Consider the following 25,128-nt stretch of genomic DNA (forward strand, 5'->3'; position numbering starts at 1 on the left):
GACGGCGTTCAGATTGAGCGCCGTTTTTTTTAAAGCCTCAACCAGCTTATTTGCCAGCAACAGGAGTGGACATATGCAAACAACAACCGACCTGAAACAGCTAGTGGAGGCCGTTGGCGATGCCATTGTGGCTTCCGACGCCGGCGGTGCAATTGTCTTGTGGAACCCTGCGGCCCAGCGGATGTTTGGCTTCACAGAAGAAGAAGCGCTGGGTAAATCGCTGGACATCATCATCCCGCAGCGCCAACAGCAACGTCACTGGGACGGCTATCACAAGACCATGGCGACCGGGCAAACGCGGTATGGCAACGACGTCCTTCGTGTGCCCGCAGTGCACAAGGACGGGCATGGCTTGTCTATTGCCTTTACCGTCGCGCTGTTACACACCCCGGATAACAAGGTATCGGCGATCGTCGCGGTGATCCGCGATGAAACCGCCCGCTTTGCCGAAGAACGCAATCTGAAAAAACGCCTGACGGAACTGGAGATGCAGCTTCTCCCTCAAGGCAAAACACCGTAACCCAAAAGACAAAGGCACATCACCGGTGCAGTGATTAACATAGGGGTTGAACCGGGCACCCAGGTGCCCTGCAGCATGGCGCAAGCCATACGAGCATCCATTTCAACCTCCAGCAGGAACTTTCATGAGCAAAGCGTTAGACGGCGTTCGCATCCTTGATTTCACCCACGTCCAGTCCGGGCCGACGTGTACCCAGTTGCTGGCATGGTTCGGCGCAGACGTCATCAAGGTCGAGCGCGCTGGCGAAGGTGACGCGACTCGCGGACAGTTGCGCGACATACCCGGCGTAGACAGCCTGTATTTCACGATGCTCAACCACAACAAGCGATCAATCACGCTGGACACCAAGAAGCCGAAGGGCAAGGAAGTCCTGGACACCTTGATCAAGGAGTGTGATGTACTGGTCGAAAATTTCGCGCCAGGCGCGCTTGACCGCATGGGCATCACCTGGGAACACATCCAGAAGCTCAATCCCCGAATGATCGTCGCATCGGTCAAGGGTTTTGGCCCCGGCCCCTACGAAGACTGCAAGGTTTACGAAAACGTTGCCCAATGTGCCGGCGGTTCGGCCTCCACCTCCGGCTTTGATGACGGCCCGCCCATGGTCACTGGCGCACAAATCGGTGACAGTGGAACCGGCCTGCACCTTGCCCTGGGTATCGTCGCTGCCCTCTATCAGCGCAACACAACGGGGCGCGGCCAGAAAGTACTGGCACCCATGCAGGACGCCGTGCTGAACCTGTGCCGCGTCAAGCTGCGTGACCAGCAGCGACTGGAACGCACCGGCACCATGCATGAGTATCCGCAGTACCCCGACGGCAAATTCGGTGAAGCCGTTCCCCGCGCCGGCAATGCATCCGGCGGCGGCCAACCCGGCTCCATCCTGAAATGCAAGGGCTGGGAGACCGACCCCAACGCGTATATCTACTTCATCACACAGGGCGCCGTGTGGCCAGCCGTGTGCAAGGTCATCGGCGAAGAAGGCTGGATTGACGACGAAGCCTTTGCGACGCCGGCAGCCCGGCTGCTGCACTTGAAGCCCATCTTCGCGCGCATCGAAAAATGGACCATGACCAAGACCAAGTTCGAAGCCATGGAGATTCTCAACAAATACGACATTCCCTGCGGCCCCATCCTCTCCATGAAGGAAATCGCCGAAGAGCCCGCGCTTCGCGAGACCGGCACCATTGTTGAAATCGATCACCCCACCCGCGGCAAATACCTGACCGTGGGGAATCCCATCAAGATGTCAGACAGTGCCACTGAAGTCACCCGCTCTCCCCTGCTGGGCGAGCACACGGACGAGGTACTGACGCAGTTGGGCTACGGCGCCGACTACATCGCCGAATTAAGGGCCGAGCGCGTCATTTAGGCGCGGCCCTCCCGCCACCAAAGCCAGCCACACAGCGAGCCCAATGAACCATCCCATCATTCCCATCGCCGTCATCGACGCCTCCAAGCAGCGAAAGCGTCAAGCGCCAAAGGGACGCCGCGTCGACCCGCAGGCGCTGGCGGAAGTACAGCGCCTGCTGGGCACCGAGTCGCGCCGGGCGGATTTGCTGATTGAGCATCTGCACAAGATTCAGGATGCGTTCGGCCACTTGTCGGCCGCCCACCTGGCAGCGCTGGCCCAGGAGATGAAGCTGGCACAGACCGAGGTCTACGAAGTGGCAACCTTCTATCACCATTTCGACGTGGTCAAGGAAGGCGAAGCCGCTCCCGCCGCACTCACCGTACGGGTCTGTGACGGCCTTGCTTGCGAGATGGCAGGCGCCAAGGACTTGCTGGCCAAGCTCCCTGCCCTGCTCGGACGGGAAGTCCGGGTCATTGCTGCGCCTTGCATCGGGCGATGCGAGCAAGCCCCTGCGGCTGTGGTGGGACAAAACCCGGTGCCAAACGCCAGCTGCGAAACCATCGCCGCAACCGTGGCGGCAAGGGCCACCGAGCATGTTCCCGAAGGTTTTACCGACCTGCCCGCCTACCAGGCGAAAGGCGGCTACAGCCTGCTCAAGCAGTGCATTTCGGGCGAGCGGGATATCGAAGCTGTTCTCAAGACCATGGAAGACTCCGGCCTGCGCGGTCTGGGCGGCGCCGGCTTTCCTTCCGGCCGCAAGTGGCGCATCGTGCGTGCCGAAAAAGGCCCGCGCCTGATGGCCGTGAACATCGACGAAGGCGAGCCCGGCACTTTCAAGGACCGCGTCTACTTGGAGCGAGACCCGCACCGTTTCCTTGAAGGCATGCTGATTGCCGCCTGGGCCGTCGGCATCGAGAAGATCTACGTTTACCTGCGTGACGAGTACCACGGCTGCCGCAGCATGCTGGCGGCCGAACTGGCCAGGTTGCGGCTAGACCCGCTGATGACCGGCATGCCGGAAATCGAACTGCGCCGCGGCGCGGGCGCTTACATCTGCGGTGAAGAGTCGGCCATGATCGAGTCTATCGAGGGTAAGCGCGGCATGCCCCGGTTGCGTCCGCCCTACGTAGCGCAGGTAGGCCTGTTTGGCCGGCCGACGCTGGAGCACAACTTCGAGACGCTGTACTGGGTGCGCGACATCCTGGAAAAAGGCGGTGAATGGTTCGCCTCGCACGGCCGAAATGGCCGCAAGGGTTTGCGCTCGTTCTCCGTCTCAGGGCGGGTAAAGGAGCCTGGCGTCAAGCTGGCACCGGCCGGCATCACCATCCAGGAGCTGATCGACGAATACTGCGGCGGCATGCTCGACGGCCAGAAGTTTTATGCTTACCTGCCTGGCGGTGCTTCAGGCGGCATCCTGCCCGCCACGATGAACACCATCCCACTGGACTTCGACACGCTGCAGCCTTACGGCTGTTTCATCGGCTCGGCCGCCGTGATGATCTTGTCCGACAAGGACACGGCCACCGACGCGGCGCGCAACATGATGCGTTTCTTTCACCATGAATCCTGCGGCCAGTGCACGCCCTGCCGCGTCGGCACGGCGAAAGCGGCACACCTCATGGAACAGCCCAAGTGGGACCTCGCCCTGCTGGCAGACCTGTCTCTGGTCATGCGCGACGCATCGATCTGCGGCCTCGGTCAGGCAGCGCCCAATCCCATGGACTGCGTCGTCAAGTACTTCCCACACGAACTATGAGTCTCCACGCTTGTCGCTTTGCGTACTACGCTGCCCCCCGAGGGGGCTGGCCTTGCTTGGGGCGGCCCGGCGCTGCGGCCGGCCGAGCTGTGCACTTTAAGGATCTCCAATGAATGCAATTACCCGGCAGGAACTCGCCGAACTCGACTCGCCGCTCGTAAGCTTCAGCCTCAACGGCCGCGAAGTCCAGGGTCGCGCCACCGAATCACTGCTCCAGGTCGCCAAGCGCGAAGGCGTGGAGATCCCCCACCTGTGCTTCAAGGAAGGCATGGAAGCCGTCGGCAACTGCCGCTCCTGCATGGTCGAGATCAACGGTGAGCGCGTGCTCGCCCCCTCATGCTGCCGCGCACCTGCCGCCGGCATGAAGGTCGTCACCGACAGTGAGCGCGCTGTGGCGTCCCAAAAAATGGTGCTCGAGCTGCTGCTCTCGGACATGCCCGAAAAGGAATACACCCGCAACAACGAGGTAGACCAATGGGCTGCCAGGATCGGCGTCGGCAAGCCCCGTTTCGAGGCGCGCCAGCAGGTGCGCCAGGATGTATCGCACCCCGCCATTGCCGTGAACCTGGACGCCTGCATCCAGTGCACGCGCTGCCTGCGCGCCTGCCGTGACGAGCAGGTCAATGACGTGATCGGGTTGGCCTTCCGCGGTGACCAAGCCAAGATCGTCTTCGATATGGATGATCCCATGGGTGCGTCCACCTGCGTGGCCTGCGGCGAATGCGTACAAGCCTGCCCGACGGGCGCCCTGATGCCGGCCCGCGAGGCTGCCTTGACCGTGCCGGACAAGCAGGTCGAGTCTGTGTGTCCCTACTGCGGTGTGGGTTGCCAGCTGACCTACAACGTCAAGGACGACAAGATTCTTTTTGTGGAAGGCCGCGACGGCCCCGCCAACCATGAACGCCTGTGCGTCAAAGGCAGGTACGGTTTTGATTACGCCCACCACCCGCACCGGCTGACCAAGCCGCTGATCCGCCGCGAAGGCATGCCCAAGACAGGCGACTTCAGCATGGACCCCGACCGCGTGATGGACGTGTTCCGCGAAGCAAGCTGGGAAGAAGCACTGGAATTTGCCGGCGGCAAACTCGCCGCGATCCGCGACCAGCACGGCAAGAAGTCGCTGGCGGGTTTCGGCTCGGCCAAGGGCAGCAACGAAGAGGCCTACCTGTTCCAGAAGCTGGTGCGCACCGGCTTTGGCAGCAACAATGTGGACCACTGCACGCGGCTGTGCCACGCGTCCTCCGTCGTCGCCCTGCTCGAAGGCATCGGCTCCGGCGCGGTGTCCAACCCGGTGATGGATGTCACCAAGGCCGATGTGGTGGTCATCATCGGGGCCAACCCGACGGTGAACCACCCCGTAGCGGCCACCTGGATCAAGAACGCCGTGAAAAACGGCACGAAACTGATCGTGATGGATCCCCGCCGCTCCGACCTCACCCGCATGGCGCACTGCCACCTGCAGTTCAAGCCCGACACCGATGTGCCCATGCTCAACGCGATGATGAATGTCATCGTGACCGAGGGCCTGGTGGACCAGGCTTTCATCGACAGCCGCACCATCGGCTACGAAGAGCTGCGCAAGAACGTTGAAGGCTACACGCCCGAGCTGATGGCGCCGATTTGCGGCATCGACGCCGACACGCTGCGTTACGTGGCCCGCCTGTTCGCCACCTCCAAAGGCTCGATGATCCTGTGGGGCATGGGCGTTTCGCAGCACGTGCACGGCACCGACAACGCGCGCTGCCTGATTGCCCTCTCGCTGATGACCGGCCAGATTGGCCGTCCCGGCACCGGCCTGCACCCCTTGCGCGGCCAGAACAACGTGCAGGGTGCGTCCGACGCCGGCCTGATCCCCATGATGCTGCCGGACTACCAGCATGTGTCCAAGCCCGAGGTCCGCGCCAGTTTCGAGAAGGCCTGGAAGCTGGCCCCGGGCACCCTGGACGACCAGGTCGGCCTGACGGTGGTCGAGGTGATGCACGCCATCAAGAAGGGCGGCATCAAGGGCATGTATGTGCAGGGCGAGAACCCGGCCATGTCAGACCCCGACGCCAACCACGCGCGTGAAGCCCTGGCGGCGCTGGACCACCTCGTGGTGCAGGACATCTTCCTGACCGAAACGGCCTACTTGGCGGACGTGATCTTGCCGGCCAGCGCCTTCCCGGAAAAAGACGGCAGCTTTACCAATACCGACCGCCTGGTGCAGATGGGCCGCAAGGCCATCAACCCGCCCGGCGACGCACGCCAGGACCTCTGGATCATCACGCAGATCGCCAACCGGATGGGCTGCGGCTGGCACTACAACCATGTCAGCGAAGTCTTCGACGAGATGCGCCACACCATGCCGAGCATTGGCGGCATCACCTGGGACAGGCTTGACCGCGAACATTCGGTCACCTACCCTTGTATGAAGGAAGGCGATCCAGGCCAGTCGGTGGTGTTTGTGGATGACTTCCCCCGTGAAGGCGGCCGCGCGAAGTTTGTGCCGGCCGACATCATCCCGGCCAATGAGCGCCCGGACACCGAATACCCGATGGTGCTGATCACCGGCCGCCAGCTGGAGCATTGGCACACCGGCAGCATGACCCGACGCGCGACGGTGCTCGATGCGATCGAGCCGGATCCGGTTGCGTTGGTGCACCCCCTGGATCTTGCGGCCCTGGGCGGCAAACCGGGCGATGTCGTAACCATCGAGTCACGCCGCGGCAAGGTGGAACTGTATGCCCGCGCCGACGAAAGCTCGCCACGCGGTGCGGTTTTTGTACCTTTCTGTTACTACGAAGCAGCCATCAACAAGCTGACCAACGCGGCGCTGGACCCGTTTGCCAAGATCCCGGAGTTCAAGTACTGCGCGATCCGCGTGTCGCTGGGCGGCGTGCCGCCCGAGCAGGACAGCTACGGTGGCGGGCAGGCGCTGAAGAACTCGATCGCTCTTGCGGGGTTCTGAGTATTTTTTGGCAGCAATGAGAAGCAGGGCATGAGCGGCCCGCCTCTGCTGCTCAAAGACAGCGCGTGAGTGCTATTAAATTTATAGCCACTCACGCCCTTGTTTATTGAGGTTGAGGCCGGTTTTTCCAATATTCCATCCAGCGCCCCCGCTGCAAACCTCTGCGCCCGGCGGTAGAGCGCCTGGATTGCAAGCGCCCTGCGTCTACGCTTGCGCAGGCGCCGGCATCACCACCACCCCATCCTCGTCGGCGTAGAGCCAGTCGCCCGGCCGCACCCAGACGCCCTGTATCTGCACAGCGATGTCACGCAGGCCCGCCTGGCGCCTTTCCGTGGGCAGCGGCACGCTTGCCAGTGCGCGGATGCCGGTCTGGCATTGCGCCAGCTCCGCGACATCCCGCACGCAACCGTCAATCACAACCCCGGCCCAGCCGTTTTTGGCGGCTGCGGCACCCAGATTGCCGCCCAGCAAGGCACGACGCAACGAGGCGCCGCCATCCACCACCAGCACGCGCGACTCGCCCGGCGACTCCACCGCCGCCTTGACCGGCGTGTTGTCTTCAAAGCATTTCACCGTGACGACGGGACCGCTGAATTTCTGAAGGCCGCCGTAGCTCCTGAAAACAGGCGGGAGCACCCTGAAATGACCCGAGGTGTCACCCTTATGCAGGTCGCAGAGATCGCAGGTGGCGAAGAAGGCTGGGAAAGAGGATTTGTCCTGGCTCATTTTCCGGTGACTTTCTTGATGACGGGTTTGATGTCTTCACGGCGGGCGGGCAAAACCACCGCGTTTTCGCGGGGCGCATTGAGGACGATGGACGTCGAGGTCTCCGTCAGGATGCAGAATTTGGTCACCACCGCGTCCAGGTGCGCCACGTCGATCACTGCGATTTCCAGCACCCAGCTGTCTTCGCCGGTCACGTTGTAGGCATTGATGACTTCAGGCGTCTGCTCGATCAGCTTGACCACCCGGGCGTACTCGACCCGCCCTACCCGCGCAATAGCGCGTATGCCGTAACCCAGCCGCGCCAGGTCAACCTCGGCCCGGTAACCTTTGATCACGCCGCCCAGTTCGAGCTTGCGCACACGCTCCGTGACTGCCGGCTGGCTCAGGTGAACACGGCGGCCCAGCTCGGCCATGGTGATCCGCGCATCGCGCTGCAGTTCGCCGAGGATGCGGCTGTCGTAATGGTCCCACTCAGTAGTTTCGGTCATATCACTTTTCAAGCTTTAAATTTAAAGGCCAGCTGCAGTTTTGCCGTTAGTTTTGCATAGTCTGACGGCGTTTGGCAACCTACCATGCAGGCATGACCTCTGCGCTCATTTCATCCTCCGCCACCGGCAAAGCGCCGGCGCTTTTGATCCCTGCCCTGCTCGCCTGTTACCTGGTGTGGGGCTCCACTTACCTGGCAATCCGCTTTGCCCTGATCAGTTTTCCGCCTTTCTTCCAGATGGGCACGCGTTTCCTGGCGGCCGGCCTTCTGATGATGGCATGGGTGCTGATACGCGGGCACAAGCTGCCCAGCAGGCGCGAGTGGGCCAACGCCGCAGTCATCGGCACCCTGATGCTGGGCGGCGGGATGGGGCTGACAGCATCGGCTGAAGTTCACATCGGCTCCGGACTGATCGCCACCTTCATCGCGGTGGTTCCCATGATGGTGTCGGCCTGGGGCCTCCTGCTGGGCCAGCGGCCCAGCAGGCTGGAGTTCCTGGGCATGGTGGTGGGGCTGGCGGGTGTGCTGATGCTGGTGCAAGGCGCCAGCTTTAGCGCTGCTCCCGTCGGCATGGCGTGCATTGCGGGGGCGACCTTGCTGTGGTCACTTGGCTCGGTGCTGTCCACCACCCGGCTGCCGCTGGCGAATGGCCCCGCGGGTTTTGCCAGCGAAATGTTGTGTGGCGGCGCGGTGTTGATGGCGATTTCTCTTGCATTGGGTGAGCACCGCGAAGCCGCTGCCAACTGGCCCGCGCAGCCTGAAGCCGTGCTTGCATGGCTCTATCTCGTGGTGTTTGGCTCGCTCATCGCCTTCAGCGCCTACCTCTATTTACTGGCCAATGCCTCACCTGCAGTAGCCACGAGCTATGCCTTTGTGAACCCCCTGATCGCGATTTTTCTCGGTGCATTCTTCGCCGGAGAGTACGTCACTGGGGGCGAATGGGCTGCTTGCGGCGTGATTCTCATGGGCGTTTTCCTGATTTTCAGAGGTAAATCTGCAACATAAAAGCGCAAATAAAGTGCGCTTTCGCTAGGAAACTGCGTTTTTCTCCAGTAGCATCCGCATTGCCACAAGGAAGAGTAGTTATCCGTGTGGTGATTTATCAACTTCTAGAAGGAAAATCAATCATGGCAACTGCAAAAAAAGCACCGGCTAAAAAAGCGCCTGCAAAAAAGGCTGCTCCGGCAAAGAAAGTAGCTGCGAAGAAAGCAGCTCCTGCAAAGAAGGCTCCTGCGAAGAAAGCAGCTCCTGCAAAGAAGGTAGCCGCGAAGAAGGCAGCTCCCGCCAAGAAAGTTGCGGCCAAAAAGCCAGCAGCGAAAAAAGCGCCTGCCAAAAAGCGCACGCCCAATGCAGCGTTCATGAAGGCACTGACCTTGAGCCCAGCGCTGGCAGCAGTGGTTGGCGACAAGCCTCTGCCACGTACCGAGATCGTCAGCAAGCTGTGGGTTTACATCAAATCCAAGGGCCTGCAAGACAAGGTCAACAAGCGCATGATCAACGCCGACGAAAAACTGCGCGCCGTTTTCGGCAAGGCGCAAGTGTCGATGTTCGAGATGGCTGGCCTGATCGGCAAGCACGTCAAGTAATCGGCTCCTGCCGATTTCAAAAGGCCGGTTTACACCGGCCTTTTTTTATGCGTGCGTGCTGTAGGGTCCACATCAGACCCAAAACCGCTGGCACGCTTCCTGCGTTACTCCGGCGCTCTCCGCCCCGCTTCCATTAACGCCCAAAACGACCTGAAACGTATGCTAATGCCATAGGGTTACTCGGTAGCCTGCCACCAGCGGCACAGTCGAAAAACGACGCTATTGTTGCTAAGATAAAAAATTCCCCGCGGCACCGCCCGCACCAGACTTAACAAAACAAGACTCCATGTTGATGCCACTGCAGCTACTGCATTCAAAAACCGAGGCGGCGAAAAATTTCGCGCGCCCTGCCTGTCACCAGCGCGACGGTTTTTTCACAGCCCGTCCCAGGACCTGCCTTAGCATCCCGCGATAATGCTGCGCTTTATTTTTACCCGACTGAGCCTGATCATTCCCACCTTTTTGGGGATGACGCTGCTGGCCTTCTTCCTGATCCGCATGGTGCCCGGCGACCCGATCGAAACCATGGCGGGCGAGCGCGGCATCGACCCGGTGCGCCACGCACAATTGCTCAAGGAATACGGCCTGGACCGACCCGTAATGGTGCAGTACGGCATCTACATCGGCCGCGTTCTCAAGGGCGACCTGGGCAAGTCCCTGATCACGCAGGAACCAGTTTTGCGCGAGTTCCTTACGCTGTTTCCAGCCACAATCGAACTCGCCGTGTGCGCCATTTTGTTTGCCCTGCTGATCGGCATCCCGGCCGGCATCCTCGCAGCGGTCAAACGAAACTCCATACTTGACCACGGCGTCATGGGGGTGTCCCTCACGGGGTATTCCATGCCGATTTTCTGGTGGGGACTGCTGCTGATCCTGCTGTTCTCGGTGCAGCTCGGCTGGACACCCGTGTCTGGCCGGCTGTCGGTGCAGTACTTCATTGAGCCCACCACCGGCTTTCTGCTGATCGACTCGCTCCTCTCGGAAGACAAAGGCGCGTTCTGGTCGGCCGCCTCCCATCTCATATTGCCCATGATCGTGCTGGGCACCAACCCGCTGGCGGTGATCGCGCGCATGACGCGATCGGCCATGCTGGAAGTGCTGGGCGAAGACTACATCCGTACCGCGCGCGCCAAAGGACTTTCCAACCTGCGCGTGGTGGCCCTGCATGCGCTGCGCAACGCGCTGATCCCGGTGGTCACCGTGATCGGCCTGCAGGTGGGCGTGCTGTTTACCGGCGCCATCCTCACCGAAACCATTTTTTCCTGGCCGGGCGTCGGCAAGTGGCTGATCGAAGCCATCAGCCGCCGCGACTACCCCGTTCTGCAAGGCGGCATCCTGCTCCTGGGCGCCATCGTCATGGCCGTCAACCTTCTGGTGGACATCACCTACGGCATCATTAACCCACGCATCAGGCATCAGCGATGAGCACGGCCACCTTGAAACCCGCTACTGCGCCCGCGCCACCGCATCCGCTGCGCGAATTCTGGAACTACTTCAGTGCCAACAACGGCGCCGTGATCGGCCTGGTCATTGTCATTGGCGTGTTGCTGATCGCGCTGTTCGCGCCGCTGCTGGCGCCGCACGCGCCCAATATCACCAACAATGCGGTGTTCCTCAAACCTCCAGCATGGCAAACCGGCGGGTCATGGACTTACCCCCTGGGCACGGACGCCATCGGCCGGGACATCCTGACCAGGTTGATGTACGGCGCCCGCCTGTCGCTGGTCATCGGCCTGGCCGTGGTGGCGCTGTCGGTGGTCGTCGGCACGGTGCTGGGCCTGCTGGCAGGCTTTTTCCGCGGCATCTTCGAGATCGCCGTGATGCGCCTCATGGACATCATCCTGACGCTGCCCAGCCTGTTGCTGGCCATTGTGATCGTGGCCATCCTCGGCCCCGGCCTGATGAATGCCATGCTGGCTGTGGCCATCGTCGTGCTACCGCATTACGTGCGCATCACGCGCGCCGCCGTGATCGCCGAAACCTCGCGTGACTACGTGACCGCCGCCCGCATGAGCGGCGCCAGCCGCATCCGCCTCATGTTCAGCGAAATCCTGCCCAACTGCACGGCGCCGCTGATCGTCCAGGCCTCGCTCGGCGTGTCCACCGCCATCCTGGACGCAGCCGCCCTGGGCTTCCTGGGCCTGGGCGCCCAGCCGCCCTCACCCGAATGGGGCACCATGCTGGCCGACGCCCGCGAATTTGTCCTGCGCGCCTGGTGGGTAGTCACCTTCCCGGGCCTCGCAATTTTGATCACTGTGCTGGCCTTCAATTTGCTCGGCGACGGACTGCGTGATGCATTCGATCCCAAGCTAAAAAGATGAACAAGATTCACCCACCCCTCATGAACCTCTTCGCAAGTAACAGCGCGGAACCGGCTTTGCCGGGCCGCAGCTGTTGCCCCCTGCGGGGGGATCCGGCTACACGAAGTGAGCCGAGAAGGGGGAGTTACTAATATGGCCCTTCTTGAAATCGAAAATCTTTCTGTTGAATTTCCCTCACAAAACGGCGTGATGCACGCCGTCGACGGCATCAGCCTGTCGCTGGAAGAAGGCGAAGTCCTCGGCATCGTGGGCGAGTCCGGCTCCGGTAAAAGCGTCACCATGATGGCCTTGATGGGCCTGGTGGCCTACCCCGGCCGCGTGAAAGCCGACAAACTGCGGTTTGCCGGCCATGACCTCCTCAAGCTCTCGCAAGGCGAGCGCAACAAGCTCATCGGCAAAGATGTGGCGATGATCTTCCAGGAACCCACGACCAGCCTGAACCCCTGCTTCACCGTCGGCTTCCAGATCACCGAAACTCTGCGCCTGCACCTGGGTATGGATAAAAAGGCCGCCACACGCAAGGCCATCGAACTGCTTGAGCAGGTCGGCATCAATTCGCCAGAGAGCCGCCTCAAGGCCTATCCCCACCAACTCTCCGGCGGCATGAACCAGCGCGTGATGATTGCCATGGCGATTGCCTGCAACCCGCGCTTGCTGATCGCCGACGAACCCACCACGGCGCTCGACGTGACCATCCAGGCACAAATCCTGGACCTGCTGCGCAGCCTCCAGAAGGAGCGCGGCATGGCCCTGGTGCTGATCACGCACAACATGGGCGTGGTGTCTGAAATGGCGCAGCGCATCGCCGTCATGTACGCCGGCCAGATCATGGAAGAGCAAAACGCCCAGGCCCTCTTCAACACGCCCCAGCACCCCTACACCGAAGCCCTGCTGTCGGCCCTGCCTGAACGCAGCGACGGCAGCTCCCGCCTGGCGACCATCCCCGGCATGGTGCCAGGCCTCTATGACCGCCCTGCCGGCTGCCTGTTTGCTCCGCGCTGCGCCTATGCCACCGAACATTCCCGCAACGAGCGCCCGCTGCTGCGCGCCTGGAAGGACGGCATGGTTCGCTGCCACTACCCGCTGGGTGACCCCAGCCGCGAGGCCAACATCGAACACGACACCCCGCTGGTGGAGGCCGCGCAATGAGCACCGCCGCCATCACCACGCCAGGCACCCTGCCCGTCGGGCCGGTCGTCGAGGCCAAAAATCTCAAGCAGGTCTATGAAATCCGCCGCGGTTTCATGCGCAAGTCCGACCACCTGCAGGCCGTCGGCGGCGTTTCCTTCTCGGTCCACGCTGGCAAGACGCTGGCCGTTGTAGGCGAATCGGGCTGCGGTAAATCCACGCTGGCCCGTATGGTCTCGCTGATCGAAACCCCTACCGGCGGCGAATTGCGCATCACCGGCATCGACGCGGTGAACGGCGGCCAGGAAGAGCGTCAGGGCCTGCGCAAAGCCGTGCAGCTGGTGTTCCAGAACCCCTACGGCTCTCTCAACCCGCGCAAAAAAATCGGTGCGATTCTTGAGGCACCGCTTGAAATCAATACCAGCCTGACCGCTGCGGAGCGCGCCGCCAAGGCCCGTGCCATGCTGGCCATGGTGGGCCTGCGCCCCGAGCACTACGACCGCTACCCCCACATGTTCTCGGGCGGCCAGCGCCAGCGCATCGCCATTGCACGCGCGTTGATGCTCAACCCCACGGTGGTGGTAGCCGACGAGCCGGTGTCGGCGCTGGACGTCTCCATCCAGGCCCAGGTACTCAACCTGCTGGCCGACCTGCAGCAGTCCATGGGTCTCGCCTACCTGTTTATCTCGCACGACCTGGGTGTGGTGCGCCACATCGCCCACGACGTGCTGGTGATGTACCTGGGCCATGCCGTTGAACAAGGCGAGAAAAATGCCCTGTTTAACCGGCCCCTGCACCCCTATACCCAGGCCCTGCTGGCCTCCACACCCGGCCTGGCCGGCACCGGGGTGAAGCAACGCATCGTGCTCAAAGGCGAGCTGCCCTCGCCGCTGAACCCGCCCACCGGCTGCGTGTTCTCTACCCGTTGCCCGCACGTCACCGACCGCTGCCGCGCCGAAAGGCCGCAGCTGCGCGAAGTTGCGGACCGGCAGGTTGCGTGCCACTATGCTGAAAACTTTCTCACTGCGTGACCTGAAACCATGCGCTCAAGCACCGGTTTCAGGCCACGTTTTTCAATGACCAGGGCGCACAACGTCACAAATGTTGTGCAATCTGGCCGCAAGCCCCCGCTGCAAAAGCAGCATTAACCTCCAAAGGGATCGTCCATGATTCAGACCAAACCAAGTGCAAGCCCCCGCGCAAGTAAGTTGCGCCCGGTCCAGCGCGCATTGCTGTGCGCTGTTGCCCTGCCAGCGCTGCTGGCACTTTCACCCGTCTCCGCGAAGACGCTGGTGTTCTGCTCTGAAGGCAGCCCCGAAAACTTCTACCCCGGCGTCAACACCACGGGTACGTCGTTTGATGCCAACGAACCCGTCTACAACCGCCTCGTGGAATTCGAATACGGCGGCACCAAGGTCGTTCCCGGCCTGGCCGAGAAATGGGACATCTCCGCCGACGGCAAGGAATACACATTCCACCTGCGCAAGGGCGTGAAATGGCACGCCAGCAACAAGGCCTTCAAGCCAACGCGCGACTTCAACGCCGACGACGTGCTGTTCATGTTCGAGCGCCAGTGGAAAGAAGACAACGCCTTCTTCAAGGTCACCAGCCCCAACCACTCCTACTTCAGCGACATGGGCATGCCCAAGCTGCTGAAATCGGTGGAAAAGGTCAACGACTACACCGTCAAGATCACGCTGGACAAGCCTGAAGCGCCGTTCCTCGCCAACCTGGCCATGCCTTACGCGGCCGTGCAGTCCAAGGAATACGCCGACGCCATGTTGAAAGCCGGCACGCCGGAAAAAATTGACCAGGACCCGGTCGGTACCGGTCCCTTCTACCTGGTGCAGTACCAGAAAGACGCCGTCATCCGCTACAAGGCCTTCCCGCAGTACTGGGGCGGCAAGGCCAAGATCGACGACCTCGTGTACTCGATCACGCCTGACGCTTCGGTCCGCTGGGCCAAGCTGCAGAAGAACGAATGCCATGTCATGCCTTACCCCAACCCCGCCGACCTGGACGCGATCCGCAAGGACGCCAACGTCACGATCGTCGAGCAGGCCGGACTGAACGTGGGCTACCTGGCCTACAACACGACCAAGAAGCCGTTCGACGACGTGCGCGTGCGCAAGGCCATCAACATGGCGATCAACAAGAAGGCCATCGTTGACGGCGTGTACCTGAGCACCGGTGTTGCCGCCAAGAACCCGATCCCGCCGACCATGGCCGCGTACAACAACGCCGTCAAGGACGACGAGTACAACCCCGAAGCCGCCAAGAAATTGCTGGCCCAGGCCGGCTTCCCCAACGGATTCACCACCGACCTGTGGGCCATGCCCGTGCAGCGCCCGTACAACCCGAATGCCAAGCGCATTGCCGAGTTGATGCAGGCTGACCTGGTCAAGGTCGGTGTGACCGCCGAGATCAAGAGCTTCGAATGGGGCGAGTACCGCAAGCGTTTGCAGGCTGGCGAACACCAGATGGGCATGCTGGGCTGGACCGGCGACAACGGCGATCCTGACAATTTCATGTACACCCTGCTCGGCTGCGCTTCGGCCCAGTCCGCCAGCGGCTCCAACATCGCCAAGTTCTGCTACCAGCCGTATGAAGACCTGGTCCTGAAGGCCAAGACGGTGACCAATCCTGCCGAGCGCATCAAGCTCTACCAGCAGGCCCAGGTCATCTTCAAGGAGCAGGCGCCCTGGTTCACCATCGCCCACGCGGTGCAGCTCAAGCCCATTCGCAAGAGCGTGATCGGCTACAAGAACAGCCCGTTCGGCCGCCACAACTTCTACGCTGTCGACATCAAGGAGTAAACCTCGACAGGTTCAGGCGGCTTCGTCATGAAGCTGCCGCCACAAAAAAGGCCGGGGTGACCCGGCCTTTTTTTTGCTTTTTCAGTTCATTCATCAAGAAAAAAAGGCCTCCAGATCAATAAGGGCGGGCGCAAGCAGCTCCTATTTTGATAGCATTCGAGCCTGCGCGCCTTGCGTGATGGCAGACAGGGTGCCGCGCGTCGTGATGACCTCCGGATCCAGCGTGACCTCAATCACCGTTCCTTCCTTCCGAGCCAGCGCCGCCAGCAGCTCCGCCTCAAACTCCCCGGTGCGCGTGATACGCACGCCGGCGTAACCGTAGGCACGCGCCAGCGCCGCAAAGTCCGGGTTGTTCAGGCTTGAACCGCTTTGATGTGTTGGATACTCCCGCTCCTGGTGCATTCGGATCGTGCCGTACATGCCGTTGTTGAGCAGCACGATGATGCTTTTGGCGCCGTGCTGCACGGCCGTGGCCAGTTCCTGGCCGTTCATCAAAAAGTCGCCGTCACCCGCGATGGTGAAAGCCACCCGTCCGGTCGTGATGGCCGCAGCAATACCGGCCGGCACGCCATAACCCATCGCGCCCACGGTAGGCGCCAGCTGCGTCTTGTGGCCTTTGACGAGGCCGTGATGCTGAAAGAAGCGATGCACCCAGCTGGCAAAGTTGCCGGCGCCGTTGGTCAGCACGGCATCCGCCGGCAGCTGCTTTTGCAGCAGGCCGACGATGGCCGGCATGTCGATATCACCCGGCAGGTTGGCGGAAGGTGTCGGCTTCAGGTTTTCCAGGTAGTCCTCGTTCGCGGATACCGTCCAGGCTTCCCAGGCCACAGACACCGGCGCCGTGAGGACCTCCAGCGATCGCGCAGCCGCGTTCATCGTGGCATTGATGGCCAGATCGGCCTGGTAGACGCGGTTGAGTTCCTCGGCGCTTGAATGGATATGCACCAGCTTTTGCTTGGGCCGGGGCGCCTCCAGCAGTGTGTAGGTACCGGTCGTCATCTCGCCCAGGCGCGGGCCTATGGCGATGATCAGGTCGCTGGCCTTCACGCGCGCGGCCAGCTTCGGGTTCAGGCCAATGCCCACGTCGCCCGCATACAGCGGATGGTGGTTGTCAAAGGTGTCCTGGAAGCGGAAGGCATTGCCCACGGGCAGCTTCCAGTTTTCAGCAAAGCGCTGCAGCGCCTGCGCCGACTGCGGCGTCCAGCCGCCGCCACCGGCGATGACGAGCGGCCGCTCGGACTTGAGCAGCATCTCGCGCAGCGTACGCAGCGAGCCCGGGTCGCTCCAGGCCTGCACGGCCTCCACACGCGGCAGCGGCTGCGCGGCTGTCATGCGGGTCAACATGTCTTCCGGCAGCACCAGCACCACCGGGCCCGGGCGGCCGTTCATGGCGGTGGCGAAGGCGCGCGCCACGTATTCGGGGATGCGGTCGGCCTCATCAATCCGCTCGACCCGCTTGGCAAAGCCCTTGGTGCTGGGGCCGAAGAAACTGGCGTAGTCCACCTCCTGGAAGGCCTCGCGGTCGCGGCAGTCGCTGGCCACGTCCCCCACCAGCAGCACCATGGGCGTCGAGTCCTGGAAAGCCGTGTGCACGCCGATGGACGCGTTGGTCGCGCCCGGCCCGCGGGTGACCATGCACACGCCGGGCCGCCCCGTCAGCTTGCCATGGGCTTCGGCCATGAAGGCTGCGCCGCCCTCCTGCCGGCAGGTGACGAACTGGATTTTGTCCTGCCGTGCATGCAGGCCGTCGAGCACGGCCAGGTAGCTTTCACCGGGAACGCCAAACGCATGGGTAACGCCCTGGGCCAGAAGGCAATCGACGAGAAGGTGGCCGGCGAGTTGGGAATTCATGAAGCCTATTGTGCCGCTGGAACAGACACTGGCGCAGCGACTGAATATGGGGCTCTTCAATCAAGCAGGGGCCGCGGAACCGGCTTTGCCGGGCCGCAGGCGCCGCCCCCTTGAGGGGGGAACAGGCTACACGCAGTGAGCCTGGACGGGGGTGGAACAATTATTCAGGCGTAGCCGCGTCGCCGTCACCACCGCCGGCGGCGAGGGCCTGCCGCGCCAGCTCTTCGTCACTGAGCGGTGGCGCTCCTTCAAGGGCCCTGAGTTCTTCGAGAAACTCTTCCGTGGGCTGCTCGTGTTCGAGCAGTACCTCTTCGAGCTTCTGCCGGCCGGTCTCTACATGCACCGAGGGAGAATGCAGTTCGGACGGCGGTACCGGGAATTTTTCACCCAGTTCAAATTTGAGCGCCTCGGCCTTCTGGTCAACCCAGTTTGCGAAGTCGCCGTCTTTCGGTGTGTCTGAATTGTTCATGACCATCTCCTTTGCCTGCCGGTGCCGGCGCGGATGGCCGGTACCTGCTTCATTATGGATGTACCCTTGGTCGCCATGTGTCATCCAACAGCGCTATCGCGCCAGGATTCTTGCTTTAATTCACCAAACAGTTAAATTCTCGCCATGCCGACCCCCAAAACGAAGCCCGCCGAACCCCGCTCGCGCGATGCCGACCGCTCCCAACTGGCCATCCTGCTGGCCGCTCGCGACGAGTTCGCGCAACACGGCCTGGGTGGTGCGCGGGTAGACCGGATTGCCGAGCGCGCCGACGTCAACAAACGCCTGATCTACTACTACTTCAAGAGCAAGGACGAGCTCTTCCTGGCAGTGCTTGAACAGGCCTATGCCGATATCCGAGAAGCAGAAACCGAGCTGCATCTGCGCGACATGGATCCGGCGCAGGCGATCCGCCGTCTCACGGAATTCACCTGGGAATACTACATCGCCCACCCGGAATTTTTGACGCTCCTCAACAGTGAAAACCTGCACCAGGGACGGCACCTGGCCATGTCCAGCCGCGTGCAGGAAATGAACTCGCCCCTGGTCCAGACGCTGGCGGAAATCCTTGAGCGCGGACGCGCGGACGGGCTGTTTCGCGGCGGCATCGATCCGGTCCAGCTTTACGTATCCATCGCCGGGATGTCGTATTTCTACCTGTCGAACAACCACACGCTATCGGCCATCTTCGGGCGCGATCTCATGACACCCAAAGCCCGCCACGAACGGCTCTCGCACATGTGCGAAGTCATCCTAGGGTATGTCCTTAGAAACTGATCCTGAGCGGTCATTGACGCAACGTCGAGGTCATTTTTACAATTCGTAATTCACTTAATGGTGAATTAAGCGTAAACTGCATTCCGGTACCCAAACAACACCGGCGGCATGACAGGTCTTTCGCAGTCCTTCAATGACCCCTTTCAGGAGACAAGTACATGAAATTCGCACGTCGCGCCGCGCTGGTCAGCCTCAGCTGCCTGGCTGCACTGTCACCCCTGGTGGCCAGCGCCCAGGGCGCCTACCCCAACAAGCCCATCCGTGTCATCGTGCCTTTTGCCGCAGGCAGCACGACCGACATCATTGCCCGCGCCATCACCGACAAAATGAGCCAGAGCATGGGCCAGACGCTGGTGATCGACAACCGCGGCGGCGCCAGCGGCACCATCGGCCAGCAGGCCGTGGCCACGGCCGCGCCGGACGGCTACACCATCATGATCCACTCGTCCTCGCACACGGTCAGCCCCTCGACCTTCGCCAAGCTGCCCTTCGATACCGTGGGCGATTTCACGGGCGTGACGCCGATCTCGAGCACGCCCAATGTGCTGGTGATGTCGCCCTCGAAGAACATCAAGACGCTGCAGGAACTGCTGGCCGCCGCGCGCGCCAAGCCCGGTAGCATGAACTTTGCCTCGGCCGGCCAGGGCAGCGCCACCCACCTCAACGCCGAGAAGTTCAAGCTCGCCGCCAAAATCGAAGCCACCAACATTCCCTTCAAGGGATCCGGCGAAGCGGTGACCGAAGTCATGTCCGGCCGCGTCGACTACTACTTCTCGCCGATCGCACCGGTGATCGGCCAGATCAAGAACGGCCAGCTCGTGGCCCTTGCGGTCGGTTCGCCCAAACGCGCCAGCGCCCTGCCCCAGGTTCCCACCACGGCAGAAGCAGGCGTTCCTGGCTCGGAGTTCAACTTCTGGATCGGCATGATGGCCCCCGGCAAGACGCCGCGCGACATCGTCAATCGCCTGCACGACGAAGTGGTGAAAGCCCTGAACACGCCCGAAGTCAAGGAACGCTTCGCCGCCCTCGGCGCCGACGCCTGGACACTCTCGCCCGAGCAGTTCGACGCCTATATCAAGGACGAGATCAAGAGCAACGCCGTGCTGGTCAAGGCCGCCGGCCTGCAGCCCACCCAATAACACCCGCTTAGTTTCCCGCAGCGTCCCCGGCACTCTTCAACACCCCTGGCCAGACCCAGGTGAGGCCGCCGCATTTTTCACCTCCTCAAAGGACCCCATGGCTACTCAACGACTAGGAATCATCATGCACGGCGTCACCGGACGCATGGGCATGAACCAGCATCTGATCCGCTCCATCGTCGCGATCCGCAAACAGGGCGGCGTCACGCTCTCCAACGGTGACAAGGTCATGCCCGACCCGATCCTGATCGGCCGCAACGCCGAAAAGATTGAAGCCCTGGCCAAAGCCCATGGCCTCGCGCGTTGGGGCACCGACCTCGACGAGGCGCTGAAGAACAAGGACGACACCATCTTCTTCGACGCCGGCACCACGCAGATGCGCCCCACCCTGCTGGCCAAAGCCATCCGCGCCGGCAAACATGTCTACTGCGAAAAGCCGATTGCCACCAACCTCAACGAAGCCGTCGAGATTGCCCGCCTCGCTGAAAAGTCCGGCCTGAAACACGGCGCCGTACAAGACAAACTCTTCCTGCCCGGCCTGCGCAAGCTCGACATGCTGCGCCGCGCAGGCTTCTTCGGCAAGATGCTCTCGGTGCGGCTTGAGTTCGGTTACTGGGTGTTCGAAGGCGACCTGCAGCCCATCCAGCGCCCCAGCTGGAACTACCGCACCGAAGACGGCGGCGGCATGATCCTGGACATGATGTGCCACTGGCGCTACGTGTTGGACAACCTGTTCGGCGAGGTCAAGTCCATCTCCTGCATAGGCGCCACCCACATTCCCGAACGCTGGGACGAGGCCGGCAAGCCCTACAAGGCCACCGCCGACGACGCAGCCTACGCCACGGCCGAACTGGTCGGCCACAGCGGCGAGCCGGTGATTGCCCAGATGAACATGTCCTGGGCGACCCGCGTGAACCGCGAAGACCTGGTCACCTTCCACGTCGACGGCACGCATGGCTCGGCGGTCGCCGGCCTCTCCTCCTGCAAGGCCCAGTCGCGCGTCAACACGCCACGCCCGGTCTGGAACCCGGACGAGAAGCAGACGATGAATTTCTCTGACCAGTGGCAGGAAGTGCCCGACACCCAGACCTACGACAACGGTTTCAAGATCCAGTGGGAACACTTCATCCGCCACGTGGTGGAAAACGAGCCCTACAAATGGACGCTGCCCGAAGGCGCCAAAGGCGTCCAGCTGGTCGAAGCCGCACTCGAAAGCTGGAAAGAGCGCCGCTGGGTGGACGTCCCCGCGCTACAAGTTTGATAGCTGCTTGCGCCCGTCAGATAAGGGCCAGAGGCATATTTTTCATACAAAAAAGGTAGATTCATGGCTTTAACCCTTTCGCTGCCTGTCGCCGTGGGCGGCCTGCGGCCTTACACGTTGCAAGGCAGCACACCGGTGAGGCCGGCACCGGGCAAAACTGTTGGCCCCCACGCTTCGCTGCCCCCCGGGGGGGTGGCCACCGGCTTGGGGCGGCCCGGCGCCGTGGCGTTCAACCGCATCGCCTACTCGGCCGCCCACGTGGTGGCCGACCCGTTGGCCGCAGTGGATCCCTGGGTCAACTGTGCGATCGACTGGGACACGACCATCGCCTACCGCCGTCACCTGTGGTCGCTGGGCCTGGGCGTGGCCGAAGCCATGGACACGGCGCAGCGCGGCATGGGCCTGGACTGGCCCACTTCTCTGGAGCTGATCCGCCGCTCACTCGACGCCGCCAAAGACGTGCCGGGCGCGCTGGTCGCTTCCGGCTGCGGCACCGACCACCTGGTGCTGGAAAACGTCAAGAGCGTCGATGAAGTCATCGCCGGCTACGAAGAGCAGATGGCCGCAATTGAAAAACTCGGCGGCAAGCTGATCGTCATGGCCAGCCGCGCGCTGGCCCGTGTCGCCAAAAGTCCGGCGGACTACGAACGCGTCTACGACCGTATCCTGAGCCAGGCCAGGCAACCCGTGGTGCTGCACTGGCTGGGCGACATGTTCGACCCCGCGCTGGCTGGCTACTGGGGCAGCAGCGATGTCGAAAAAGCCATGGACACGGCGCTCGGCATCATCAACGCCCACCCCGACAAGGTCGACGGCATCAAGATCTCCCTGCTCGACAAGGACAAGGAAATCGCCATGCGCCGGCGCCTGCCTTCGGGCGTACGCATGTATACGGGCGACGACTTCAACTACGCCGAGCTGATTGCCGGCGACGGTTTCGGCAAGGAAGCCATGCACGGGCAAAGCGATGCCCTGCTGGGCATCTTCGACGCCATCGCACCGGCCGCCAGCGCCGCGCTAGGCGAACTCGCGCAAGGCAATGTCGAGAAATTCCACGCCATCCTCGGCCCCACCGTGCCGCTGTCGCGCCACATCTTTGCCGCGCCCACGCGTTTTTACAAAACTGGCGTCGTCTTCATGGCCTGGCTTAACGGCCACCAGAAGCACTTCACCATGGTCGGCGGGCAACAGAGCACGCGTTCGCTGCAGCACTTCGCCGAGCTGTTCCGCCTGGCCGATGCCGCCAACCTGCTGGAGCATCCTGAACTCGCGACCCAACGCATGAAGACGCTACTGGCGCTACACGGAATTCAGTAGAAAACACAGCAAAGAAGCCACCAGAAGCTTCCCCTGACCTCTCATAACACCCCCTGGAGACAAACCATGAAGACACGCACTTTCCTCAAGGCCACCCTGGCCACAGCCCTCGCAGCCGCAGCCTTCGGCGCCGCGGCGCAGGCTTACCCCAGCCGCCCGGTCAAGGTCATCATCCCCTTCCCGCCCGGCGGCACGCTGGACGCGGTGGGCCGGCAACTGGCGCAAAAGCTCGGTGAGCAGATGGGCCAGCCCTTTGTGGTGGAAAACCGTGCGGGCGGCAACGGCACCATCGGCGCGCACGTGGTCGCGCAGGCGCCTGCGGACGGCTATACCCTGCTCTTCAATGCCTCCACTTTCACCACCGCACCCATGACCATGAAGTCCGTGCCCTACGGTGTGGTGAAAGACTTCACGCCCGTCTCGCTCGTTGCCAAGGCGCCCTTGTCGATTGCCATCAACAAGAACCTGCCGATCACCGACGTGAAGTCGCTGATTGCCCATGCCAAGGCCAACCCCGGCAAGATGACGTTTGCGGTCGGCTCCATCGGTTCGGCCGGCCACCTGTCGACCGAACTCCTCAAGCGCGCCGGCGGCATCGAATACACCGTGGTGCCCTACAAGGGCACGGCGCCGGCGTTCCAGGATTTGATTGGCGGCCAGATCGACGGCTTTATCGACCCCATCCTCGGCTCGTTGCAGTACCACAAGAGCGGCCTGTTGCGCGTCGTTGCCATCACCGGCGACAAGCGCGTCCCCAACCTGCCTGATGTGCCAACCGTGGCAGAGACGATTCCCGGTTACGAGTTTTACAGCTGGTACGGCCTATGGGGACCGGCCAAGCTGCCGGCTGACATCACGCAGAAACTCAACGCTGAAACCAACAAGGCGCTGGCCAGTGACATGCGCGAGAAACTCCTCCAGCAAGGCCTGGTGCTGACGCCCGGCACACCGGAGGACTTCGCGAAATTCCAGAACAGCGACATGGCGCGCTCACAGAAGATCATCACGGACGGGAATATCCGTGTTGAGTAACATGCACAACCATGGCCACTGAAGATGTGAAACGCGCCCTGGTCACGGGCAGCAGCTCCGGCATTGGCCTGGCCATTGCGCAGGCACTGCTTGACCAGGGCTGGGACGTCGTCGGACTGGACCTTGCGCCCGCGCGCATCGTGCATCCGGCGTTTTCCTCCACCGAAGTCAACCTGTGCAACACCGAAGCGACGGAACGTGCTGTGCGCTCAGCGGGCGGGGTACAAGCGCTCATCCACGCTGCCGGGGTGCTGCGCGTGGGCCCGCTTGGTGCGCTTTCCGGTGAAGACTCGGCGCTGATGTGGGAGCTTCACGTGGATGCTGTCATGCGCATCGCCAACCTGGTGGTACCCGCCATGGCACAGGCGGGCGCAGGCCGCGTGGTGCTGGTCGGAAGCCGCGTGGCGCGCGGCATGGCAGGCCGCAGCCAGTACGCGGCCACCAAGGCCGCGCTGGTGGCCCTGGCACGCAGCTGGGCGGCTGAAACCGTGGCTTCGGGTGTCACCGTCAATGTGGTGTCCCCGGCCGCCACCGAAACAGCCATGCTTGCCGACCCGGCGCGAACGACGGTCCCGCCAAAGCTGCCGCCGCTGGGCCGCCTCATCCAGCCGCGGGAGATTGCCGCGCTGGTCTCCTTTCTGCTCTCACCCGACGCCGCGGCCATCACTGGCCAGGAGATCCAGATCTGCGGAGGCGCGTCGCTTGCGGCGTGAAGGCATGGCCGCAAACGCTGTCGGCATTGTCGGTCTGGGCCTCGTCGGTACCGCGCTGGCGCAGCGCCTGATGGCCGCCGGTTTCCAGGTCACCGGCTTTGACCTGCGCGAAGAAGCCCGCTCGGCCCTCACCGCCCAAGGCGGCCGCGCTGCCGGCTCCCTGGCCGAAGTTGCCAATGCGGCTTCCTGCATGGTGTTGGCGGTCTTCAATACCGATGATGTGCTCAAGGTGGTCGAAGGACCGGGCGGCCTGCTGTCCGTCTTCGGCGTTCGCAGCATCATCGACTGCTCCACCGGCACACCTCACGAACTCGCGGCCCTGGCCGCGCGGCTCGCAGCACGCGGCATCAACTTCGTCGAAGCGCCGCTCTCGGGCTCCAGCCAGCAGATAGCGGCCGGTGAAGCCACCCTGCTGCTGGGTGGCGAGGCCGGGGCATTGCAGGCGTGCGAATCCGTTCTGGCCGCTATTTCAGGTAAACGCATCCACGTCGGCGGCGCCGGCATGGGTGCCAAGGCCAAGCTGGCCACCAACCTGGTGCTGGGCCTGAACCGGGCGGCGCTGGCTGAAGGCATGGTCTTCGCCGAAAACATGGGCATTCCCCCTGAACAGTTCCTGGCGCTGGTGCTGGCCAGCCCGGCCACGTCAGGCGCGGCCGAGGCCAAGGGCCGGATGATGGTGGACGGGAACTTTGCGCCGCAGTCACGCATCCACCAGCATCTCAAGGATGTCAGGCTGATGATTGACCGTGCCGCGGCCCAAGGCCAGAAACTGCCCTTGTCCGAAGCCCATGCAGCGCTGATGCGCGCAGCGATTGCCGCCGGCGATGGCGAGCTCGACAACGCGGCCATCATCCGCGAACTGCGCCGGCAGAAAACCGCACCACCGTCCAACTGACTTCACTGACACCCA

At 62.6% G+C, this 25,128-nt stretch carries 22 protein-coding genes; 18 read left to right on the top strand and 4 right to left on the bottom strand.

Annotation, left to right across the window (positions count from 1 at the left end):
- Positions 1-73: 73 nt before the first annotated feature.
- The 4 genes from AC1D11_RS07695 (at position 74) to fdhF (ending at position 6,577) form a co-directional block, all read left to right on the top strand.
- Complete coding sequence (locus tag AC1D11_RS07695) at positions 74-520, top strand: PAS domain-containing protein (protein WP_477646568.1); 447 nt, start codon at positions 74-76, stop codon at positions 518-520.
- A 124-nt stretch (positions 521-644) separates the two neighbouring features.
- Positions 645-1,892, top strand: a complete 1,248-nt coding sequence (gene frc / locus AC1D11_RS07700; RefSeq protein WP_477646567.1) for a formyl-CoA transferase — start codon at positions 645-647, stop codon at positions 1,890-1,892.
- A gap of 43 nt (positions 1,893-1,935) precedes the next feature.
- Complete coding sequence (locus tag AC1D11_RS07705; RefSeq protein WP_477646566.1) at positions 1,936-3,630, top strand: NAD(P)H-dependent oxidoreductase subunit E; 1,695 nt, start codon at positions 1,936-1,938, stop codon at positions 3,628-3,630.
- Positions 3,631-3,739: 109 nt separating this feature from the next.
- Positions 3,740-6,577, top strand: a complete 2,838-nt coding sequence (fdhF, locus tag AC1D11_RS07710; RefSeq protein WP_477646565.1) for a formate dehydrogenase subunit alpha — start codon at positions 3,740-3,742, stop codon at positions 6,575-6,577.
- A gap of 204 nt (positions 6,578-6,781) precedes the next feature.
- Here the strand turns inward: fdhF and rraA are convergent, their stop codons facing one another.
- Positions 6,782-7,303, bottom strand: a complete 522-nt coding sequence (gene rraA / locus AC1D11_RS07715) for a ribonuclease E activity regulator RraA (RefSeq protein WP_477651088.1) — start codon at positions 7,301-7,303, stop codon at positions 6,782-6,784.
- Positions 7,300-7,791: an Lrp/AsnC family transcriptional regulator gene (locus AC1D11_RS07720; protein ID WP_007873193.1), complete on the bottom strand. Its 492-nt coding sequence runs from the start codon at positions 7,789-7,791 to the stop codon at positions 7,300-7,302. The genes rraA and AC1D11_RS07720 overlap by 4 nt, the downstream gene beginning before the upstream one ends.
- Positions 7,792-7,883: 92 nt before the next feature.
- On the opposite strand from AC1D11_RS07720, the gene yedA reads away from it, so the two are divergent.
- The 7 genes from yedA (at position 7,884) to AC1D11_RS07755 (ending at position 15,641) form a co-directional block, all read left to right on the top strand.
- Positions 7,884-8,795 (top strand): drug/metabolite exporter YedA, encoded by a 912-nt coding sequence (gene yedA, locus AC1D11_RS07725; RefSeq protein ID WP_477646563.1) that lies wholly within the window; start codon positions 7,884-7,886, stop codon positions 8,793-8,795.
- A 122-nt stretch (positions 8,796-8,917) separates the two neighbouring features.
- On the top strand, positions 8,918-9,376 hold the full coding sequence (locus AC1D11_RS07730; protein ID WP_122956824.1) for an SWIB/MDM2 domain-containing protein: 459 nt from the start codon (positions 8,918-8,920) through the stop codon (positions 9,374-9,376).
- Positions 9,377-9,790: 414 nt separating this feature from the next.
- Complete coding sequence (locus AC1D11_RS07735; RefSeq protein ID WP_477646562.1) at positions 9,791-10,801, top strand: ABC transporter permease subunit; 1,011 nt, start codon at positions 9,791-9,793, stop codon at positions 10,799-10,801.
- Positions 10,798-11,697: an ABC transporter permease subunit gene (locus AC1D11_RS07740; protein WP_457280471.1), complete on the top strand. Its 900-nt coding sequence runs from the start codon at positions 10,798-10,800 to the stop codon at positions 11,695-11,697. The genes AC1D11_RS07735 and AC1D11_RS07740 overlap by 4 nt, the downstream gene beginning before the upstream one ends.
- 132 nt (positions 11,698-11,829) lie before the next feature.
- Positions 11,830-12,846, top strand: coding sequence for an ABC transporter ATP-binding protein (locus tag AC1D11_RS07745; protein WP_477646561.1), 1,017 nt, complete (start codon positions 11,830-11,832; stop codon positions 12,844-12,846).
- Positions 12,843-13,856, top strand: a complete 1,014-nt coding sequence (locus AC1D11_RS07750; RefSeq protein ID WP_477646560.1) for a peptide ABC transporter ATP-binding protein — start codon at positions 12,843-12,845, stop codon at positions 13,854-13,856. Before AC1D11_RS07745 ends, AC1D11_RS07750 begins: the two co-directional genes overlap by 4 nt.
- Before the next feature lie 135 nt (positions 13,857-13,991).
- Positions 13,992-15,641, top strand: coding sequence for an ABC transporter substrate-binding protein (locus tag AC1D11_RS07755; protein ID WP_477646559.1), 1,650 nt, complete (start codon positions 13,992-13,994; stop codon positions 15,639-15,641).
- 141 nt (positions 15,642-15,782) lie between these two features.
- Here AC1D11_RS07755 and AC1D11_RS07760 read toward each other — a convergent pair whose 3' ends face one another.
- Together AC1D11_RS07760 and AC1D11_RS07765 are read right to left on the bottom strand one after the other, a co-directional pair.
- A complete protein-coding gene (locus AC1D11_RS07760; protein ID WP_477646558.1) occupies positions 15,783-17,492 on the bottom strand; it encodes a thiamine pyrophosphate-binding protein in 1,710 nt (569 codons plus the stop codon).
- Positions 17,493-17,652: 160 nt separating this feature from the next.
- Positions 17,653-17,961 (bottom strand): hypothetical protein, encoded by a 309-nt coding sequence (locus AC1D11_RS07765; protein ID WP_477646557.1) that lies wholly within the window; start codon positions 17,959-17,961, stop codon positions 17,653-17,655.
- Positions 17,962-18,105: 144 nt separating this feature from the next.
- On the opposite strand from AC1D11_RS07765, the gene AC1D11_RS07770 reads away from it, so the two are divergent.
- From AC1D11_RS07770 to AC1D11_RS07800, 7 genes are all read left to right on the top strand, one after another.
- On the top strand, positions 18,106-18,756 hold the full coding sequence (locus AC1D11_RS07770; RefSeq protein WP_477646556.1) for a TetR/AcrR family transcriptional regulator: 651 nt from the start codon (positions 18,106-18,108) through the stop codon (positions 18,754-18,756).
- Between the two features lie 158 nt (positions 18,757-18,914).
- Positions 18,915-19,895, top strand: coding sequence for a Bug family tripartite tricarboxylate transporter substrate binding protein (locus tag AC1D11_RS07775; protein ID WP_477646555.1), 981 nt, complete (start codon positions 18,915-18,917; stop codon positions 19,893-19,895).
- Between the two features lie 97 nt (positions 19,896-19,992).
- Positions 19,993-21,156 (top strand): Gfo/Idh/MocA family protein, encoded by a 1,164-nt coding sequence (locus AC1D11_RS07780; RefSeq protein ID WP_477646554.1) that lies wholly within the window; start codon positions 19,993-19,995, stop codon positions 21,154-21,156.
- A gap of 63 nt (positions 21,157-21,219) precedes the next feature.
- On the top strand, positions 21,220-22,473 hold the full coding sequence (locus AC1D11_RS07785; RefSeq protein WP_477646553.1) for a dihydrodipicolinate synthase family protein: 1,254 nt from the start codon (positions 21,220-21,222) through the stop codon (positions 22,471-22,473).
- Between the two features lie 66 nt (positions 22,474-22,539).
- Positions 22,540-23,505, top strand: coding sequence for a Bug family tripartite tricarboxylate transporter substrate binding protein (locus AC1D11_RS07790; RefSeq protein WP_477646552.1), 966 nt, complete (start codon positions 22,540-22,542; stop codon positions 23,503-23,505).
- Between the two features lie 11 nt (positions 23,506-23,516).
- Positions 23,517-24,218: an SDR family NAD(P)-dependent oxidoreductase gene (locus AC1D11_RS07795; protein WP_477646551.1), complete on the top strand. Its 702-nt coding sequence runs from the start codon at positions 23,517-23,519 to the stop codon at positions 24,216-24,218.
- A 4-nt stretch (positions 24,219-24,222) separates the two neighbouring features.
- Positions 24,223-25,113 carry an NAD(P)-dependent oxidoreductase gene (locus AC1D11_RS07800; protein WP_477646550.1) on the top strand — a complete coding sequence of 297 codons (891 nt, stop codon included), beginning with the start codon at positions 24,223-24,225 and terminating at the stop codon, positions 25,111-25,113.
- The last annotated feature ends 15 nt before the right edge of the window (positions 25,114-25,128 follow it).

It is taken from the genome of Polaromonas sp. P1_E11 (assembly GCF_056405995.1).

Coding starts and splice junctions, on each gene's coding strand:
- AC1D11_RS07695 (WP_477646568.1), top strand. CDS start 74: ATGCAAACAACAACCGACCTGAAACAGCTAGTGGAGGCCGTTGGCGAT.
- frc (WP_477646567.1), top strand. CDS start 645: ATGAGCAAAGCGTTAGACGGCGTTCGCATCCTTGATTTCACCCACGTC.
- AC1D11_RS07705 (WP_477646566.1), top strand. CDS start 1,936: ATGAACCATCCCATCATTCCCATCGCCGTCATCGACGCCTCCAAGCAG.
- fdhF (WP_477646565.1), top strand. CDS start 3,740: ATGAATGCAATTACCCGGCAGGAACTCGCCGAACTCGACTCGCCGCTC.
- rraA (WP_477651088.1), bottom strand. CDS start 7,303: ATGAGCCAGGACAAATCCTCTTTCCCAGCCTTCTTCGCCACCTGCGAT.
- AC1D11_RS07720 (WP_007873193.1), bottom strand. CDS start 7,791: ATGACCGAAACTACTGAGTGGGACCATTACGACAGCCGCATCCTCGGC.
- yedA (WP_477646563.1), top strand. CDS start 7,884: ATGACCTCTGCGCTCATTTCATCCTCCGCCACCGGCAAAGCGCCGGCG.
- AC1D11_RS07730 (WP_122956824.1), top strand. CDS start 8,918: ATGGCAACTGCAAAAAAAGCACCGGCTAAAAAAGCGCCTGCAAAAAAG.
- AC1D11_RS07735 (WP_477646562.1), top strand. CDS start 9,791: ATGCTGCGCTTTATTTTTACCCGACTGAGCCTGATCATTCCCACCTTT.
- AC1D11_RS07740 (WP_457280471.1), top strand. CDS start 10,798: ATGAGCACGGCCACCTTGAAACCCGCTACTGCGCCCGCGCCACCGCAT.
- AC1D11_RS07745 (WP_477646561.1), top strand. CDS start 11,830: ATGGCCCTTCTTGAAATCGAAAATCTTTCTGTTGAATTTCCCTCACAA.
- AC1D11_RS07750 (WP_477646560.1), top strand. CDS start 12,843: ATGAGCACCGCCGCCATCACCACGCCAGGCACCCTGCCCGTCGGGCCG.
- AC1D11_RS07755 (WP_477646559.1), top strand. CDS start 13,992: ATGATTCAGACCAAACCAAGTGCAAGCCCCCGCGCAAGTAAGTTGCGC.
- AC1D11_RS07760 (WP_477646558.1), bottom strand. CDS start 17,492: ATGAATTCCCAACTCGCCGGCCACCTTCTCGTCGATTGCCTTCTGGCC.
- AC1D11_RS07765 (WP_477646557.1), bottom strand. CDS start 17,961: ATGAACAATTCAGACACACCGAAAGACGGCGACTTCGCAAACTGGGTT.
- AC1D11_RS07770 (WP_477646556.1), top strand. CDS start 18,106: ATGCCGACCCCCAAAACGAAGCCCGCCGAACCCCGCTCGCGCGATGCC.
- AC1D11_RS07775 (WP_477646555.1), top strand. CDS start 18,915: ATGAAATTCGCACGTCGCGCCGCGCTGGTCAGCCTCAGCTGCCTGGCT.
- AC1D11_RS07780 (WP_477646554.1), top strand. CDS start 19,993: ATGGCTACTCAACGACTAGGAATCATCATGCACGGCGTCACCGGACGC.
- AC1D11_RS07785 (WP_477646553.1), top strand. CDS start 21,220: ATGGCTTTAACCCTTTCGCTGCCTGTCGCCGTGGGCGGCCTGCGGCCT.
- AC1D11_RS07790 (WP_477646552.1), top strand. CDS start 22,540: ATGAAGACACGCACTTTCCTCAAGGCCACCCTGGCCACAGCCCTCGCA.
- AC1D11_RS07795 (WP_477646551.1), top strand. CDS start 23,517: ATGGCCACTGAAGATGTGAAACGCGCCCTGGTCACGGGCAGCAGCTCC.
- AC1D11_RS07800 (WP_477646550.1), top strand. CDS start 24,223: ATGGCCGCAAACGCTGTCGGCATTGTCGGTCTGGGCCTCGTCGGTACC.